11 protein-coding genes, 2 pseudogenes and 1 riboswitch are annotated in these 17,264 nt (G+C 50.3%); of the genes and pseudogenes, 7 read left to right on the plus strand and 6 right to left on the minus strand.

The annotated features are described in order from the left end of the window. Window positions 1-18: 18 nt before the first annotated feature. On the minus strand, window positions 19-471 hold the full coding sequence (locus tag ACM1PF_RS11630; protein ID WP_416674672.1) for a DUF4385 domain-containing protein: 453 nt from the start codon (window positions 469-471) through the stop codon (window positions 19-21). A 165-nt stretch (window positions 472-636) separates the two neighbouring features. Further along, window positions 637-2,130, minus strand: coding sequence for an AAA family ATPase (locus ACM1PF_RS11635; protein ID WP_416674674.1), 1,494 nt, complete (start codon window positions 2,128-2,130; stop codon window positions 637-639). 426 nt (window positions 2,131-2,556) lie between these two features. After that, window positions 2,557-2,734, plus strand: a riboswitch (cyclic di-AMP (ydaO/yuaA leader). A 137-nt stretch (window positions 2,735-2,871) separates the two neighbouring features. On the opposite strand from ACM1PF_RS11635, the gene ntrB reads away from it, so the two are divergent. From ntrB to ACM1PF_RS11655, 4 genes and pseudogenes are all read left to right on the plus strand, one after another. Then, a complete protein-coding gene (gene ntrB / locus ACM1PF_RS11640; RefSeq protein ID WP_416674676.1) occupies window positions 2,872-3,723 on the plus strand; it encodes a nitrate ABC transporter permease in 852 nt (283 codons plus the stop codon). 127 nt (window positions 3,724-3,850) lie between these two features. Beyond that, window positions 3,851-5,244, plus strand: a pseudogene (locus ACM1PF_RS11645) (CmpA/NrtA family ABC transporter substrate-binding protein). 16 nt (window positions 5,245-5,260) lie between these two features. Next, a complete protein-coding gene (locus ACM1PF_RS11650) occupies window positions 5,261-6,094 on the plus strand; it encodes an ABC transporter ATP-binding protein (RefSeq protein ID WP_416674677.1) in 834 nt (277 codons plus the stop codon). Window positions 6,095-7,000: 906 nt separating this feature from the next. Further along, complete coding sequence (locus tag ACM1PF_RS11655) at window positions 7,001-7,630, plus strand: universal stress protein (RefSeq protein WP_416674679.1); 630 nt, start codon at window positions 7,001-7,003, stop codon at window positions 7,628-7,630. A gap of 96 nt (window positions 7,631-7,726) precedes the next feature. Here the strand turns inward: ACM1PF_RS11655 and dnaG are convergent, their stop codons facing one another. Then, window positions 7,727-9,757 carry a DNA primase gene (gene dnaG / locus ACM1PF_RS11660; RefSeq protein ID WP_416674681.1) on the minus strand — a complete coding sequence of 677 codons (2,031 nt, stop codon included), beginning with the start codon at window positions 9,755-9,757 and terminating at the stop codon, window positions 7,727-7,729. Window positions 9,758-10,189: 432 nt separating this feature from the next. Between dnaG and ACM1PF_RS11665 the strand changes: the two genes are divergently transcribed. Beyond that, a complete protein-coding gene (locus ACM1PF_RS11665) occupies window positions 10,190-11,572 on the plus strand; it encodes a hormogonium tapered terminus morphoprotein TftA (protein WP_416674682.1) in 1,383 nt (460 codons plus the stop codon). Between the two features lie 272 nt (window positions 11,573-11,844). Here ACM1PF_RS11665 and ACM1PF_RS11670 read toward each other — a convergent pair whose 3' ends face one another. From ACM1PF_RS11670 to murC, 3 genes are all read right to left on the minus strand, one after another. After that, window positions 11,845-12,189, minus strand: coding sequence for a YbaB/EbfC family nucleoid-associated protein (locus ACM1PF_RS11670; protein WP_416674683.1), 345 nt, complete (start codon window positions 12,187-12,189; stop codon window positions 11,845-11,847). A 142-nt stretch (window positions 12,190-12,331) separates the two neighbouring features. Further along, window positions 12,332-13,366, minus strand: coding sequence for a UDP-N-acetylmuramate dehydrogenase (murB, locus tag ACM1PF_RS11675; protein WP_416674684.1), 1,035 nt, complete (start codon window positions 13,364-13,366; stop codon window positions 12,332-12,334). A gap of 81 nt (window positions 13,367-13,447) precedes the next feature. Then, window positions 13,448-14,881, minus strand: coding sequence for a UDP-N-acetylmuramate--L-alanine ligase (murC, locus tag ACM1PF_RS11680; RefSeq protein ID WP_416674685.1), 1,434 nt, complete (start codon window positions 14,879-14,881; stop codon window positions 13,448-13,450). Window positions 14,882-15,181: 300 nt separating this feature from the next. Here murC and nadD point away from each other — a divergent pair, with 300 nt between their 5' ends. Together nadD and ACM1PF_RS11690 are read left to right on the plus strand one after the other, a co-directional pair. Next, window positions 15,182-15,907, plus strand: a complete 726-nt coding sequence (gene nadD / locus ACM1PF_RS11685; protein ID WP_416674687.1) for a nicotinate (nicotinamide) nucleotide adenylyltransferase — start codon at window positions 15,182-15,184, stop codon at window positions 15,905-15,907. Window positions 15,908-16,235: 328 nt separating this feature from the next. Next, window positions 16,236-17,251, plus strand: a pseudogene (locus ACM1PF_RS11690) (type I glyceraldehyde-3-phosphate dehydrogenase). Window positions 17,252-17,264: the final 13 nt, after the last annotated feature.

A 17,264-nucleotide genomic window follows, 5' to 3' on the forward strand; every position in this document is an offset into this window, starting at 1 on the left:
TGCTATGGCTGATTGAGTTTACCCATATTGCTGACGATGGCGATCGCTTAATTCCTGGTATTCTGGGTCAGTTTTGGCAAGCTGCCACTTTTGATAAAAAATTTCGGCCGATTGAGCTTTGACCGGATCGACATCCTGAGGAAGAACGGTTTTAGAATCCTTTGCATACTTGCGCCCCGATTTGTGATTCGCATAGCGGCGGGAGCGAGTATATCCCATTTGTAGAAACTTCCGCGCCATATCCATCCCAACGAAATCCCCTTGCTGTTTGTACTCCAGGAACAGCGCATAGATTTTATCCGCAGACTTCTGGGCAACATCGGGTGTTTTAAATCTCCAGTGGGGCAAAATCTCGCTCTTGTAAGGTTCAACCAGCAACACCCCCTGCTCCCCTCGACCAATGCAATAAAGCTCCTGATGCTGTCGAAAGTCGATCGTCTTAAAATCCAGGGAGTAATCAAATGGTTTCATGGGTTTGGTGGAGCGAACTTTGGCTGAAGCGAAACTTCTGACCCATACGGTAGCAAATCTCGACTTGGAGTCGATCGCTCGATCGAGATATTTTCCCTTCAGCTCAAACCAGAAATGATTAAGCCTAATGATTACTCACTTGCTCCATCTGCTCTTAATCTAATTCTATTCAGATTCTGTTTCTGGTGCGGATTCCGGTTCTTCAGAGGGTTCTTCCGGTGAAACTATTGGATTCTCTGAAGATGCAGTTAGCTTTTGCCAGTCTACATTACCCGCCAGGGTACTGAGGGCATCCACGGGAATGTCTTCAGGTAGTAATGTCGTCAGAACTTCGTCAGATAAAGACGATAAAACAGCTAAACGATTGGCTTGTCGTTCGATACTCTTTTCAAATAGATTGCGCGCCACTCTGGCATTCCCAAAGGTGCGATCGCGGCGGACGTATAGCTCTTCAAATACCCGGAGCAGCGTTCTGCGAGTGGCATCGGTCAGGTGAAAATGTCCCTTCTCAGCCATCTTTTCAAAAATCGCCAGCAGTTCCTCTGGTTTGTAATCTTCAAAGTAAAAGTAGCGATTAAAGCGGGACTTTAAGCCCGGATTAGATTCCACAAATGTCGTCATCTCATCGGTGTATCCCGCAACGATCACCACCACCCGATCGCGGTTATCCTCCATCCGTTTCAGCAGCACATCCACCGCTTCCTGTCCAAAATCGCGTCCTCCTCCATCGCCTCTGGGCACCAGGGCATAGGCTTCATCTACAAACAGGACACCATCCAGGGCAGAGTCCACCACTTCATCAACCCGCTTCGCGGTTTGACCAATGTAGCCTGCCACCATTCCCGCCCGATCGGTTTCGACTAAATGGCCTTTTTGCAGAAATCCTAAGCCCTGGTAAATCCGGGCCATTAAGCGACCGATCGTCGTTTTTCCTGTTCCAGGTGGGCCGCAGAATACCGCATGGAGGGAAACCGATGTTTTAGCCAACCCTCGATCTTCGCGGATCTTCTGCACTTTCAGAAAATTGGCCAGCGTTTTTACCTCTTCCTTGATATTGTCCAACCCCACCAGGTCATTGAGTTCAGCCATTGCCTGGGCCAGAATATTGGCAAGCTCATCTTCAGTTTTGGGGGGAGGGGGAGCGTCCGCCTGAGGAGGGGGGGGAGTTGCAGGCGCAGCTGAAGTGGGAGCAGCAGGTTGGGGAGAGGGCGGAGAAACAGTTCTAACGTTGGAAGCTGCGGTTTGCAATCCACTTTTGTAGTTATCGATCGCCCGGTATTGGTGCAACAGTTGCCAGACTTGCGATAGGGCTTCCATTTCTTGCATAGACACATCCCCATCGGCTTTGACCACTACCTGCGCAAATTTGTAGATAGCGTGGACGGTTTGCTCTAGATACTTTGTGCCTTTTTCCTCATCCAGCTTGTTTAGCAAAGAAGGAATAACAAGCTGGGGTGGATCGGGCTGCCCTTTAGTTAAATCGAGCAGGATTTCCACCGTGAGTTTTTCGGCTTTGATTCGTTCTGCATCAGAAAACTCCCAACTGTTTAAAGCGATATTTAGCTTGTCTTTGTCGTCTTTAATTAAGGCATAGGTCATTAAATAAGCCAGCAATTCCGCAGACGTAATCTCACCGCTAGCTTTGCCGCAAATCTGCATGACCCGGTGAGATCCACCAGAAGCAAATCTGCTATGCGATCGTCTAATTCCAGAATTGGCTTGAGCGATTTATGCAGCAAACTGGCTTCCTGCTTGACCATTCTGAAATTTACGATTTGTCTAAAATCCACAGTTGCCTCCTGTCGTGGCAGTCGGTTCTGAAAAATGCCTGGTTAACCCAAATTGTAGAGGCTATTGGCGATCGTGCAACGCTCAAAGGTGGGAGAACCCGACATAACGAGCATTGCATCAACGACAACAATTGCTGATCAGAACCATGTTTGTGCAGGCATCATTTTTGGGAAGTGAGCATCTTGCCCGCCCAGTCCATATATCTTGCCTCTCTCTAAAGCATTTATCTTGCCTCTCTCTAAAGAAAGATTGACGAATCGAATTTGAGAATGCTAGCTTTAGGAGAACCTAAATTAAGTAGGTCAGCCTAATCCTGCGGTCTTATCGCTGAGATAAACCGGGAGCGGAGGAACCACCTTTTGGGGCGAACCGTTGAAAGAGCCAAAAGTGCGAAACACTTAGCTTTTTGAATGGAGGACACCTCTCAGTCCTAGCCCGTCAGCTAACTCCGTCGGCATTGAGGGGAGACTGAAGTATCAGCATTTTACAATTGCCTGATCCCTTCAGTGTCCTCAGTCTGTACGAGGGACGCTTTTTTTGCAATCCGTGGGTTTTCACGGGGATTGTACTGCGTCCGTGTCTAGAACCTCGCACTCTCAGGAGGATTCAATGCTGCTGCAATTTAATATTCAGGTGATCGTCCTGGCTGCTCAAGCAACCTGGAGAAGATCCATTCGCCCGGTAATTGTTCAAGATTTTATTCTGTTTCCGTTCATCGGTTTTGCTGGAGTCCTCTTGCTCTGGTGGATTGTAGCAACTTTCTTCACTACATTGTTGCCAACTCCGTGGGATGCGTTGATGGCAAATATGGATTATATTCTTAATCCTTTCTACCGTCGCGGCCCTGGCGATCTGGGGATCGGTTGGCTCTTATTAGCCAGCTTGCGACGAGTGTTTCTGGGCTTTGTGTTGGGGTCGATCGTCGCCATTCCCGTCGGGTTTTGGATTGGTACATCCAGACGGGCCATGCTGGCCATCAACCCCCTGATTCAAATCTTTAGACCAGTATCCCCCGTTGCCTGGTTGCCTGTGGCTTTAGCAACCTTTAACCTGGCCAATCCATCCGCCATCTTTGTGATTTTCATTACCTCCCTCTGGCCGACGATGATTAATACGGCAGTTGGGGTTGCCAGTGTGCCAAAGGACTACCTGGATGTGGCTCAGGTGCTGGAAATGCCCAAGTGGCGACAAATGGTGAAAATCATCTGGCCTGCCAGCCTGCCCTATGTTTTTACTGGATTGCGGATTAGCCTGGGAATTGCCTGGTTGGTGATTGTGGCAGTCGAAATGTTGACGGGTGGAATTGGCATTGGTTTCTTTGTCTGGGATGAATGGAACCGCCTTAACCTGAACTCAGTGTTCCTGGCCATTTTAGTCATTGGTTTAACCGGACTGGTGTTGGACTATTTGCTGGGACGGCTCCAGGTGTGGATTACCCATCGCCCCCCCACAACGACCTGAGAACCAGCGATCGAACAACATTTTGGGGTTTTGGAGCAGCAGCATGATTCAGGCGAATCGGCATTCGTCGTCATGCCGGGCTGTTTACCCATGCCGCGAACAGTAGAAGCATTTGGGAGAGTTGAACATGAGTTCTTTAAAGCGACGATCGTTTCTCTATGGTTTAGGTGGACTGGCGGCCACAACGGCAATTGCAGCTTGCAGCTCGGCTCCCCAGGCACAGAGTCCCTTTTCAGCGATCACTCAGACTCAACCGGAACGAGTGGTTGATCCTGGAACGTTAGAGAAGCCCAATCTGCGGGTTGGATTTGTGCCCGTCAATGACTGTGCCCCCTTTGCCATTGCCTATACTAAGGGGTTCTTTCATAAATACGGCTTGAATGTCACCTTGAGCCGTGAATCGGGATGGGGAGCTTCACGGGATGGGGTCATCTTTGGACGATTGGATGCATCACCAGTCGTATCGGGAACAGTCACGAATGCACGATTGGGAGCAGAAGGCGCACGGAGAGCCGAAATGTGTGCAGCAATGACCATTCACCGTCATGGAAATGCGATGACGATGAACCAGTCGATGTGGAATACCGGTTTGCGCCCATTGCGAGAGTATAACGGCAACCTAGACGAATTTGGGCAGGCATTTCGTCGCCATTTTGATCACTTGCCAGCGGAACGGCGAATTTGGGCGGTTGTACTCAGTTCTGCGATTTACGAATACTTTGTTCGTTACCTGTCGGCAGCAGTGGGCGTGAATCCCCTGGAGGAGTTTCGGATCATCATTATTCCCCCCCCCAGATGGTCACAAATGTCCGCATCGGGGCAATGGAAGGATACATGGTGGCCGAACCCTGGAACACAAGGGCGATCGCAGGCAATGAAGGGGTTGGATTTACCTTTGCTCAGGGTAAGGAAATCTGGCAGGGCCATCCCGATCGCGTCCTGGGCGTGATGGAATCCTTCATTGAAGAAAACCCCAAGACCTATCGATCGCTGGTGAAAGCCATGATTGAAGCCTGCCAGTACTGTAGTGATCCGGCGAATCGAGCAGAAGTGGCAGAGATTATCTCCGCCCGCGCCTTTACCGGGGCAAAAGCGGATTTCACTAAACCAGCTCTAGTGGGTAAATACAACTATGGTGGATTTGACAAACGCGATCGCATTGTGGAGTCGCCAGATACCACCCTATTTTTCGATGTGCCATCTGATATTTCCCAGGTTCCCAAAGATCATTCCACCTTCCTGTGGCAGTCCCAAGCCTTGTGGTTAATGACGCAAGCGGCCCGTTGGGGACAGGCTGAGTTTCCATCCGATGCAGAAGCACGAGCCAGACGAGCCTGGCGGACTGACTTATACCGCGAAATTGCAGCGGAAATGGGGATTGAATGTCCGGCTGAAGATTACAAGGTAGAACCGGCTGAATTGTTCGTTGATCAAAAAGCATTCGACCCCAGTGACCCCGTTGGCTATCTCAACAGCTTTGAAATTCGGGCGAACGCACCCACTCGTATTTTCCTGTCTTAACCGGAGGCATTAAACCATGAAACCTGAAACCTCTTACTCCACCAGCGGTAGTTACAGCAATTCTCCTGCCCAGAGCGAGTTTCTCGTCGTTGAAAACCTGGGCAAAACCTATCGCACGCCCGATGGAGATCATTTTGTTGTTCTCAAGGACATTAACTTAACGATTCGTGATGATGAATATGTTTCGATCATTGGCCATTCTGGCTGTGGTAAGTCTACGTTACTCAAAATCGTCGCTGGACTAGAACGAGCAACCTCTGGAATGGTACGGCTTCAAGGGAAAGAAATTCGCAAACCAGGGGTCGATCGCATGATGGTGTTTCAGCAATACTCCCTGCTACCCTGGCTCACGGCACGGGATAACATTCGTCTGGCGGTGGATGAGGCTTTACCCCGCATTTCGCCTGCCGAACGGAAGCGAATTGTCAATGAACACATTGAGATGGTGAATTTAGCTGCTGCTGCCAATAAGTATCCTGATGAACTTTCCGGTGGGATGAAACAGCGAGTTGGCATTGCCCGCGCCTTGGCAATTCGGCCCACCATGCTACTGATGGATGAACCCTTCGGCGCGTTGGATGCCCTGACTCGCGGCAAACTACAACGGCAGGTGTTGAACATCTGGGAAAGCCATCGGCAGTCGGTGATGATGGTAACCCATGACGTGGATGAAGCCATCTATATGTCCGATCGCATTGTGTTAATGACGAATGGCCCAGCCGCAACAATTGGGGAAATCCTGGAGGTTCCCTTTCCCCACCCGCGCAATATTCAGGAAATCCGAGAATTGCCGGAGTACTATGAATTGCGGAACCATGCCCTGAATTTCCTCGATCGGCATTTTAGTTAAATCCTGATTGGTGAGAGAGGACATTTACAAAACGCTCATCAGGGGTATGGGAAAAAATGCATATCCGCTGGAGCACACAGGGTATGGGAAAAAATATGTATCCGTCGGGGGCGCATTGCTGTGTGCCCTTCGCCATTTCCGTTTCAGAAATTGATATAAGTGAATCGTTCCAATCAGCCTTGTCATATACTGGAGCGTGAAGCTTTGCCTCTAACCGTGAAATCGGATTAAAATAGGAAAAGTAGGTTGTCATTCAAAAATTTGTCTCTACCTTGAGAATTTATTGTTGTCACCCCTGATCACAATAAAATGCCCAACCTTGAGGAGTTGTATTGTAGAGGTATGGTCTTATTCATAGTGAAACCGCTTTCACAGTTTAGTTCGATCGTTTCACTCAGTAGGATTCTGCTTCTGTTCGTTCTTAACCTCGGACACAGCTTGTTAAGACCGTGATCTGAATCGCCAAAGCTGCTGCATTCCTGAAAATCATCTTCGTTGTTTTCGATACTAATCTTCACAATTAAGTTGTCCTCAGCAAAGGCTTTGGTTTTCGTTGGGTAAACGCTCTTCTCCAGAGCCAGTTTACATTGTGGAGCTTAGGTTGAGCCGATCTCAAACTTCACCATGAGTTAAACTGACCCAGGTTTCACAGATATATTCAATCCGGGGAGTGATGCTATATACCGTTGGAGGTTGGTATTCTTCCTGAAAGACATCTTCATTTTCAGTAGTTATTCTAGAGATGAGAGTGCGTCGAAACACCTAAACTTGTCCTGACTATTTTTCTGCGTGATTGGTTTGCTGTTGCCTATCCATCTCGTTCGCTCACACACCAAAGCTATGAACATCCAAGCAATGCTTTTGCGTTTACAAAACGCTCTCGGTCAAACTAATTTAAGTAACCAAATGCTGTTATATCCTGGCTCAGATGCTTCAAAGCCTCTGGTGGAGCTACGGAATCAATCTGCCAATTTTGTCGTTGGCTACAGCGGATCGCCCAACAGCCAAACTGCCCTCGATTTTGTGTTCTGGATGGCCCACCAGACTCGTATAGCTCTCCAGCAACCCGTAACGGTTCATGTGGTGTACGTTCTGGATAGCTGTAGTGCCTTAAACTTCTCCTGCGTTGCTGCGGGTAGCCTGAATGAGCTACGCACCCAGTTTTCAGCTTTGCCTACCCCAAACCCAGCCAATGAGACTCAGCAACGATCGCGGACAGCCCTTCTGACTCGTTCTGAACCAGAACAGCTTGAACAATCCCATTTAATGAATGCTGATCTCAGCAGTTCTTTGGAATATGCCGATCGCATCCTGTGGCAGGCGCGGTGTCTGGCGGACGAATGGCGTGGATCGCTAGAGGCCCATCTCCGCTTTGGTTCAGTCACCTCTGAATTACGCAAAGTGGTAGAAGCAGTGAATGCCGACCTACTATTTGTGGGCTGTAGTTCCCCGAATCACGCCCTGCTTGAGCAGCTCACACCGGACTTGTCCTGCCCAATTTTGGGAATTCCCACCGAGTTAGAGGCAGACGATTAGGAAAGCAGTGCTCCTCCAGGTGCTCATTTCAGTCAGGTCAGGTGGACATTTTGCCCGCCCATCCAATTCATAAAGGCTCAACCCCTTCCGGAGGCATTATTCCTGGGCCCCACACAGGGCATCGTAGAACTCTCCAACCCAGGGGATTTGAGCCAGATCATCAAAGGTCACCTGTCGCTGCTGCTGATCCAATTCTTCAATGCGCTGATTTTCGGCGTAGATTTGCTGCTGATAATACTGACACAGATCTGGCGCATTCACGTAGTCGGTCTGTTTCCAGAGTTCCAGGAAGTGTCGCCGCCGCTTTTCGCACATCACCCGCTCCATACTGGCGATCGAAGCTCTGATCACCAGGGGGGCGCGGACGATATCCCGTTTCGTTTTTTCATTTAGCTGAAATAAAGGATAGACCAAAGTAGCCTGCTCTGGATGGTCTGTACAGCAATCCTGGAGCAGGGAGATGAGGTCGGGGAGGGGAACTGGCGACGGAGCAGCCAGGGCAGTGGGGAGGGAGGAAGCATGGTTGAAGCTCCGATCCGGGGAATTGAGCGGTAAAGAATTTTGCTGTGATAAGCTGAGTTCTTCAAGCTGCATCACTTGTTGCCACAGGAAGCGGTGATGACCCAGACTAAAATCCAGGTCGCGCTCCTCCAGGGATTCTTTAATCAGGCTGCGGTAAGTGGGCATATGGAGATAGAGACGCAGCAAATTCGCTTCAGACTCTTCCAGAAGGGTTCGATCGCCCGGACGTTGCCATTTCTGCGATCGACCGTGCCAACGTTGCCCTCGGACTTGAGTGCGTAGATCGGATTCTAGCTGCACCGCCAGGCGAGCATTATTCTGGCTCAGGCGTTCAGCGCACTGATGGATATAGTGGGTTCTCAGGGTCGCGTTGGGCAGATTTCCGAGCAGTTTAGCAATTTCCTGAGTAGATTGCTGAAATTGATCCGCCTGACTTAGATCAGTTTGATTCAACACCTGTTGAATTTGCCAGTCCAGCCAGAGGGGAGCTTGTTCAATGAGCTGCTGATAGGCTGCGGGGGGATGGATTCTGAGAAACTCATCGGGATCTTTACCATCAGGAATATTGAGAATGCGTAACTGCACCTCTCCCTGATAAGCCAGATCCGCCACTTCCCCGATCGCCCGTTCTGCGGCTTTGGTTCCAGCGGCATCGGCATCAAAATTGAGGATCACCTGTTTAGATTCGGTGTATCGCAGAATTTGTCGAACCTGAGCCAGACTTAAAGCCGTGCCTAAGGAGGCGACTGTATTGGTAATTCCGGCGGCGTGTAGGGCAATTACATCAAAATAGCCTTCTACGACGATGGCCTGATCCTGCTTGGCGATCGCTGTTCGCGCCTTATCCATGCCATAGAGGGTCTTGCCCTTATCAAATAGTTCAGTTTCTGGAGAATTCAAATATTTGGGCTGTTCATCTCCCAAAGCCCGTCCCCCAAAGCCAATCACCCGTCCCTGCAAGTCGTGAATTGGAATCATCAGCCGATCGCGGAATCGATCATAATAGCCCCGCTCGCCCTGGCGCGGAATAATTAACCCCGCCTGCTCGACTAATTCAACCGGATAGCGTTTTTGCTCTACCAAATAGCCGTAGAGAGTCTGCCAACCGGCTGGAGCGTAACCCAGTTGAAACTGTTGGAGCGTATCGTCCCTCAACTGGCGTGATTTCAGATAGGCTAACGCTGCTTCCCCCTGAGATTGGCGCAAGGCATGTTCATAAAACCGTCCAGTCAAAGCCAGGACTTCATATAGCTGTTCCCGCAGGGAAATCTGGCGTTGTAGTTCCTGTCGCTGAGCCGGTTCCAGGGTTTTCACCGGAACCTGATACCGTCGTGCCAGATCCAGCACTACATCAGAAAACGATCGCTTGCCCAACTCCATCAAAAATTTAATGCTATTGCCCCCTGCCCCACAGCTAAAACAGTAGTAAAACTGCTTACTGGGACTGACGCTAAAACTGGGGGACTTGTCATCGTGGAAGGGACATAATCCCACAAAGTCTTTACCCTGCTTCCGCAAAACGACGTGTTCTGACACCACATCGACAATATCAACGCGGTGCTTTACGTCATCGATCGTATCGGGATGCAGGCGAGGAATGTTCATACAAGTTTGGATTGGAACTTCAGGTTGGCTTATAGATGGGGAATCCGAAAAGGGCGAGCCGGAGTGCTCGCAAGATGACAACCCAGCCCGTAGCGGCAAGGAGCGGGCCGTGTCATCAACCGCTGGAACGGATGATTTGAATCAACGGATTGCAATCAACCCTACTAAATCCACCCATCCATTTCGCTCAGATAGCGTTATATTAGCCTAAGTTTCCGAAGCTAACCGCTATATGTAGAGTAATAAAAAGAGTAATAAAAAATTGATCAGGATACCCGCACAACCTTGAACTTAGTTCAAATGTATCACATTTATAGGATCAACTATTAATTTTTGTGAAACAAGTCCGCAGTTTTGAATCGATTCAAGGTGCGATCGACCCTTTGGGAGTGACCTGTTTATCTTTGAGTGGAGTAAAGGACGAGGGAGCAGATGGGACGTATTTTTGTATCGGCTGGACAATCGGATCTGCCTCAGCAACAGGATCTTAACAGCGTGGGGCTGACGACGACAGCAGGGAAGGAAATGATTGGAGTGCGAGACTTGGTTGTCCAGAACCTGCGATCGCGCAATTATGAAGCAGTGGCGGTTCCAGATGCTCTGGGCTCATCCCAGATGATGGACTGGCTCAATCATCGTGCCCGTCCGGGGGATGTAGCCCTGGAGATACAAGTCGCTCCCCTGTATGAAACGAACACTCGCGGGGCATCTGTCTTTTACATTGCTAATAATGAAATACGTAAGTCCCAGGCAGAACAGCTTTTGCAGACTTATTTGCGTCGAGTTCCCCAATTGTCCAGCCGTGGCGTAAAGTCTGATATTTACGCAGACCTGGGCCAGGCAAGCTTTTGCCGTCAGGCGATGATCCCGGCCTTGCAGTTTGAGCTGGGTTCAATAACTCACCCAGAGGATCGCCAGATGTTGCAAGCCCAGCGTCAAGAAGTCGCCTTTGGAATTGCTGAAGGTTTGGCAAACTGGAGTCGATCGGTGGCTCCTTTTCTGCCGAAATCCCTGGCTGAATCAGGGGGCGAGGTTGGCTATAGCCCCATCGATCTAGTCGTGAATGGAGCTGCCTATGACGATCGGGGAGTTCTGGTGGATGGTAATGCTTACATTCCAATTGACTTAATCGATCAGTTGGGATTGATGGATCAGCCAGGTATGGATCTGACCTGCTATCATTCCCTGCGGCGGATTCAGTACGGTGGCAGAGTTCTGATCCGGGCGATCGATCTAAGGGAGTTTAATATTTCAGTCCGTCCCAAGCAGGAAGGGTTGAACTATCAGTTAGCTCTGCGCTCTGCGCTCTCCCTCCATCCCAGCCAGTTTGACCGGATCATGGGGCAGGGAGTGACTTCGGAGGTGCAAATGATCATGTTTCTGAAGAGTAACCGTGCTGAGGGATCTCACCTGACGGATTTGCCCAAGCTCTATCGAGAAGAGGCAAACCTGGAAGGTGTGAACTATGATATTGCGTTTGCCCAACTTTGCCTGGAAACTCATTTCCTCCGGTTTGGAGGATCCAACCCACCCGAGCAAAATAATTTTGGTGGACTGGGGGCGATCGGCAGCGATCAAGGCGCGAGTTTTTCCAGCCCTCGCATGGGCGTGCGGGCCCATATCCAACACCTCAAAGCCTATGCCAGCCATCAACCCCTGGTGCAGGCGATCGTCGATCCTCGCTTTGCCTATGTTCGACGCGGCATTGCTCCTACCCTTCAGCAACTGAGCCTGCGGTGGTCTGCCGATCCGACCTATCACCAAAAACTGCTTTCAATCCTGCGACGGCTCTATGAATCAGCCGGATTCTTTTGAATGATTTTGGTAGCAACAGCTCCAGTCGCAACAGCGAGTTTGTTTTCTTGTTCGCCCTCTTGTTCGCCACTGCTAGCCATCCTAAAGTTGCCAGGTGAGTAGTCTGGTCATCCTGCAGTCAAGATAATGGATCGAAACTAGAATATGGGTGGACAAACTGCCCACCCCACCGACATTCATAGATATACAGGAACTGCAAGGGAGCCGATTGAGCTGGGCTCGTCATCCAACCCGTCATCCAATCCGCATCCAACTGGGCGGACAAGACCGGCTTACAGACCAGGCAAGTTCAAACCACCAGTCAAGTCTTCCATTTTTTCGCGCATGGTTGCCGTCGAAAGGTTGTATGCTTCCTTCATCGCAGCCGTTACTAAGTCCGACAGAACTTCGGCCCCTTCATTCAAAGCCTCTGGAGCAATCTCAACTCGACGAGGTTCCTGGTTTCCGCTCAAAACGACCTTAACCAGTCCACCACCTGCTTCCCCTTCAATTTCCATCCCCTCCAGCTCTTCCTGGAGTCGCTTGGCTCCTTCTTGAACCTGTTGTGCTTTCTTCAATGCTTCGGTGAGTTCCTTCATTTTGCCCAAACCGAAGCCAAAGCCTTGTTTCTCTGCCATAACTCTATTCTCTGTCGTACTTAGCTCTAAACGGCAATAAACCAAAGATTCCCATATTTACAAGACTTTTTGCGGTCTTGCAAGATCACTCAGGAAACAGTGTAGCCTCCTCACTTTATACCCTATTTCAAACGAATGGGTTTTATGCCATCTGAAACTCCCCTAGCATCTTCACTTCTGGTTCCAGTAGTAAGGACCAATGCTGCTCAACGGTTTCCTGGATATGCTGAATCAGGTGAAAGATATCGGTCGCGGTTGCGCCACCACAGTTCAAAATAAAATTGGCGTGTCGCTGCGCCACCTGTGCGCCACCGATCTGATAACCCTTTAGCCCAGTTTGCTCAATTAGCCATCCTGCTTTGTAGGGAGTTGGGTTACGGAAAACACTACCACAGTTGGGTAAATGGTAAGGCTGAGTCGTGCGACGGTTATTGAGATGGGCAGTAGTGGTTTCCAACACTTTGGCAGGATCGGCTCCGGGCTGGAGTTGCAGAGTTGCCTGTGCAACTAATCGAACTTGATGGGGGGGAGATTGGCTAGAAATTTGTAGGGCAGACGTGCGGTAGCTGTAGTTCAAGTCTGCGGGGGTCAGGCGATCGACACTACCATCCAGGGTAAAGACCTGCGTATTGACCAGTAGATCTGCCATGCAGCTTGTGTGTGCTCCAGCATTCATTACCACCGCTCCGCCGATCGTCCCTGGAATCCCAACGGCCCATTCCAGTCCTGTCCAGCCTCGTTCTGCGGCTTGCCAGGCTAATCGGGGTAGAGGTTCTCCGGCTCCGGCAGTTACCCGGCCAGTTTCAGCATCAAATTCAATCCGGCGCAGGTGGCGCGTTGAGATCACTAAACCCGGCAAACCACGATCGCTGACCAGGAGGTTACTTCCAGCCCCCAGTAGCGTGATCGGTAATCCGCGAGTTTCGGCCCATTCCAGACTAGCCAGCAGATCTTCAACTTGGCGCGGTGCAACATACAACTCTGCTGGGCCGCCTACCCGAAACGAAGTCATGCTGGATAGGGAAACATCCGGTCTAATGGTGCAATTGCGACCAGGAACTGGAATCGGTTCAGGTGAACGACCGAGGGGTACAAACCAGGAGGATTTTGCTGGATTGACAGGGAATGAATCAGTACTCACACGAGTATTAGTTGGAAAGTCTTGAGAGAGCGTCATGATAGGGAAGTGCAATGCGCGAAGGGCTGATGAATCCGGAACGGTAGAGCAAGCCGCCACCGCTAGAGGCAACCAAAGCCATCACGCTGGGCTGCAATAGGCTTCAGATTTGGTCTGCTCAATTCGTTGGTAGTGGGCTGCCAGGTCTGGAATCACTCGGTTAAGGTTACCTGCACCCAGGAAAAGCACCAGATCACCTGGAAGAAGAACTTCCATCAAATAGGCCGTAACCGCCTGAAGGGTGGGTTGATAAATCACCTGCGGATGGTAGGCACCGATGGCTTCAGCCACATCTTGCCCGGTCATTTGCCCTGCATTCGGCTCACCCGCGCTGTAAATGTCTGTTGTAATAACGAGATCAGCGTTTCCAAAAGACTGGGCAAAATCTTCAAGGAATACTTGGGTGCGGCTATACCGATGGGGTTGAAACACTGCAACGACTCGTCGCTGCCGATCGACTGCCTGAGCCCGAAGGCGAGCTGCCGCCAGAGTGACTTGAATTTCACTGGGATGGTGGGCGTAGTCGTCAATGAAGAGAATGTCGTTGTACTCTCCTCGTCGCTCAAACCGCCGCCGTGCCCCTTCAAAGCTTTCTAGAATTGAAGCAATTTGCTCAAATTCCAGCCCCAACTGCCGCCCAATGGCGATCGTCGCCAATGCATTGCTGAGGTTATGTTCACCCAAAACCTGGAGCTTTAATTGTCCCAGTCGGGCACCGCGTTCCCAAACTTGCGCCAGGGTTCCACTAGATTGATACACTACCTGATCGACGGTGTAATCTGCCCCAAGGTCAGGATTTAAGCTATAGGTGATTGTCGGCTTCAGTGCACTCCGGACATTGGCACAATCAATACAGCCCACCAGGGTTCGGCATTGCCCTGCAAAAGTTTGGAAAATATCAATGACCTGATCTAAATCAGCGTAGTGATCGGGATGGTCTAGCTCAATGTTCGTTACAACGCCAATGTATGGGGCCAGCTTCACCAGCGATCCATCCGACTCGTCCGCTTCGGCCACAAAGTGTGGGCCTTTCCCCACATGAGCATTACCACCCCAGGCGTTCACTTCTCCCCCCACAACGATCGTCGGGTCTAGTCCCGCTTCCAGCAGCAAATACCCAACCATGCTGCTCGTTGTGGTCTTTCCGTGGGTTCCGGCGATCGCAATTCCTTGATACTCGCCCATCAACGCTGAGAGTAAATCCGAACGATGGAAGATCGGGCAACCCAGGGTTAAGGCCGCCTGATATTCTGCATTCGCTGGATTAATCGCCGTAGAACAAATGACCTGAGGTAATTGTCCCCCCTCGTGCCCGTCCAAGTTTGAGGCGTTCTGACTCCAGAAGATGTGTGCCCCAAGCTCTTGCAGGCGTTGCGTAATATGATTAAGGCTAAGATCAGAACCCGAAACCGGAAGCTCGCGCTGGGTTAAAACGTAGGCGAGGGCAGACATTCCAATTCCACCGATACCAATGAAATGGAAGGGTCTCCCGCCGAAATCTACAGAATTCAGCATTACAGCTCCTTACACACCACACCACACCAATAACACGCGATATCATAGCAAGAATTACTTTTTTTGCGACATATCTTTCTAAGCAAATTTGTGCATTCCTGCTTAATATTTTTCGGATCGCATCTAATCAACAGGTCACTTTATCTAAAATTCATCATCTCAGAACAGACTCAGAATTGAACTCGAACGTAGCCACTTCAGCGATCGGCTCAGCTTTTTGGCTCAGGTTTCAGAAATTACTTCATTTTGCCCTTAATCCACTACCTTACCGGGCATTGAATCGCTAAATCGTTTGGCAAGATGCAAAATATGCAAAAACTGGCCATTTTTGGCGGGTCATTTAATCCAGTTCACTACGGTCATTTACTAATGGCAGAAACAGCATTGACTCAGTTTTCCCTGGATCAAGTGATTTGGGTACCCACCTACCAGCCGCCCCATAAATCTACTGAGGAATTAATTGGCTTTGAGCATCGATTCAACATGGTTCAACAGGCGATCGCCTCCCATTCTCACTTCATTTGTTCGGATATCGAATTTTATTTAGCCCACCGATCGAGTCCTGCCAATCGTACCTACGCGATCGATACATTGATGGCTCTGCAAATCCATTACCCCCAAAGTCGCTGGTACTGGCTGATCGGAGTCGATGCCTTTCAGTCCCTCCCCCACTGGTATCGCCATCAGGATCTCGTTGCCCACTGTGACTGGCTTGTGGCTCCCCGTTTCGCCCTTGACGGATCAGATCCCCCACCAGCAGCTTGTTCGGGTGAGACCGCTCTGGCATCGACTGCTTCATCCATTCGGCGATCCGCCCTGAACTGCGAACAGGTTGCCCAAACGTTAAAACAACGGTCTATTGAGCTAACCTGGTATCTCCTACCGATGCCCCTCATCGAAATTTCTTCGGGACTGATTCGACGCTACTGCCGCGATCGTCGCTCTATTCGCTATCTGGTGCCCGAACCCGTCAGAACCTACATTTCAACCCACGCGCTCTACCTGGATCAGACAGTTCAGGCTTAGGCGAATTGGAGCCACACACCGAGTGAACCAGAGACTCAGACATGCAAATTTAATAGCCTGGAACTCTTGTGGGGTGGGCATCTTGCCCGCCCAGTCAAAAAAGCAGAACAGTGAACAGGTTATTTAATCCACGCTCCTCAGGAACCAGAAAATTCCCAATTTTGTTCAGATCCCTGGCTGCCCCCTGCCTGCCATCTTCAGGCTGCCGCACTTGATCCCCAATCCTGAATTCCAATCCTATGTTCTCTTGAGTGTCCGACTCGTAAGAGTGTATGATCTGTCTCACTACTTTTTTAATGATCTCTTTATCTACAGAGGGCAAGACGCAGTGATTAGAGTAGCGATCAATGGATTTGGACGCATCGGACGTAACTTTCTACGGTGCTGGCTTGGTCGAGAAAATAGCCAACTGGAAGTTGTTGCGATTAATGATACCTCTGACCCCAGAACCAATGCCCACTTGCTGAGATATGACTCCATGTTGGGCAAACTAAATGCTGATATTAGTGCTGATGACAACACCATCACGGTAAACGGCAAAACGATTAAGTGTGTGTCCGATCGCAACCCGCTTAACTTGCCCTGGGGAGCCTGGGATATTGACTTGATTATTGAGGCAACGGGCGTGTTTGTCACCGACGAGGGGGCATCAAAGCACATAGAGGCAGGCGCAAAAAAAGTTCTGATTACGGCCCCTGGCAAAGGCGGCAACATTGGCACCTATGTGGTCGGAGTCAACCACCAAGACTATGCCCACGGCAAACACAATGTGGTGAGTAATGCCAGTTGTACCACCAACTGTCTGGCACCCGTCGCTAAGGTACTCCATGAGAGCTTTGGCATTGTCAAAGGCACCATGACCACCACCCATAGCTACACCGGCGACCAGAGGCTTCTGGATGCTAGCCACCGTGATCTCCGTCGGGCCGGGCCGCTGCACTCAACATCGTACCCACGACGACTGGAGCGGCAAAAGCGGTCGCGCTGGTGCTTCCGGAATTGCAAGGTAAGCTGAATGGAATCGCCCTTCGGGTTCCGACCCCCAACGTTTCCATCGTTGACCTGGTGGTTCAGGTGGAAAAACCCACGATCGTGGAACAGGTAAACGAAGTAATGAAGCAGGCTGCTGAAGGGCCGCTGAAGGGAATTTTAGACTACAGCGATCTACCCCTGGTATCCTGTGACCACCGTGGAACAGATGCTTCCTCAATTATCGATGCCAGCCTGACGATGGTGATGGGTGGCGACATGGTAAAAGTCGTTGCCTGGTATGACAACGAGTGGGGCTATAGCCAACGGGTGGTTGATCTGGCTGAGGTTGTCGCTCAAAACTGGGCGGCATAGCAAGGAAGAGAGT

The sequence above is a fragment of the Egbenema bharatensis FJBBOT/2019 genome (assembly GCF_048077055.1).
GTDB classification, from domain to species: domain Bacteria; phylum Cyanobacteriota; class Cyanobacteriia; order Elainellales; family Elainellaceae; genus Egbenema; species Egbenema bharatensis.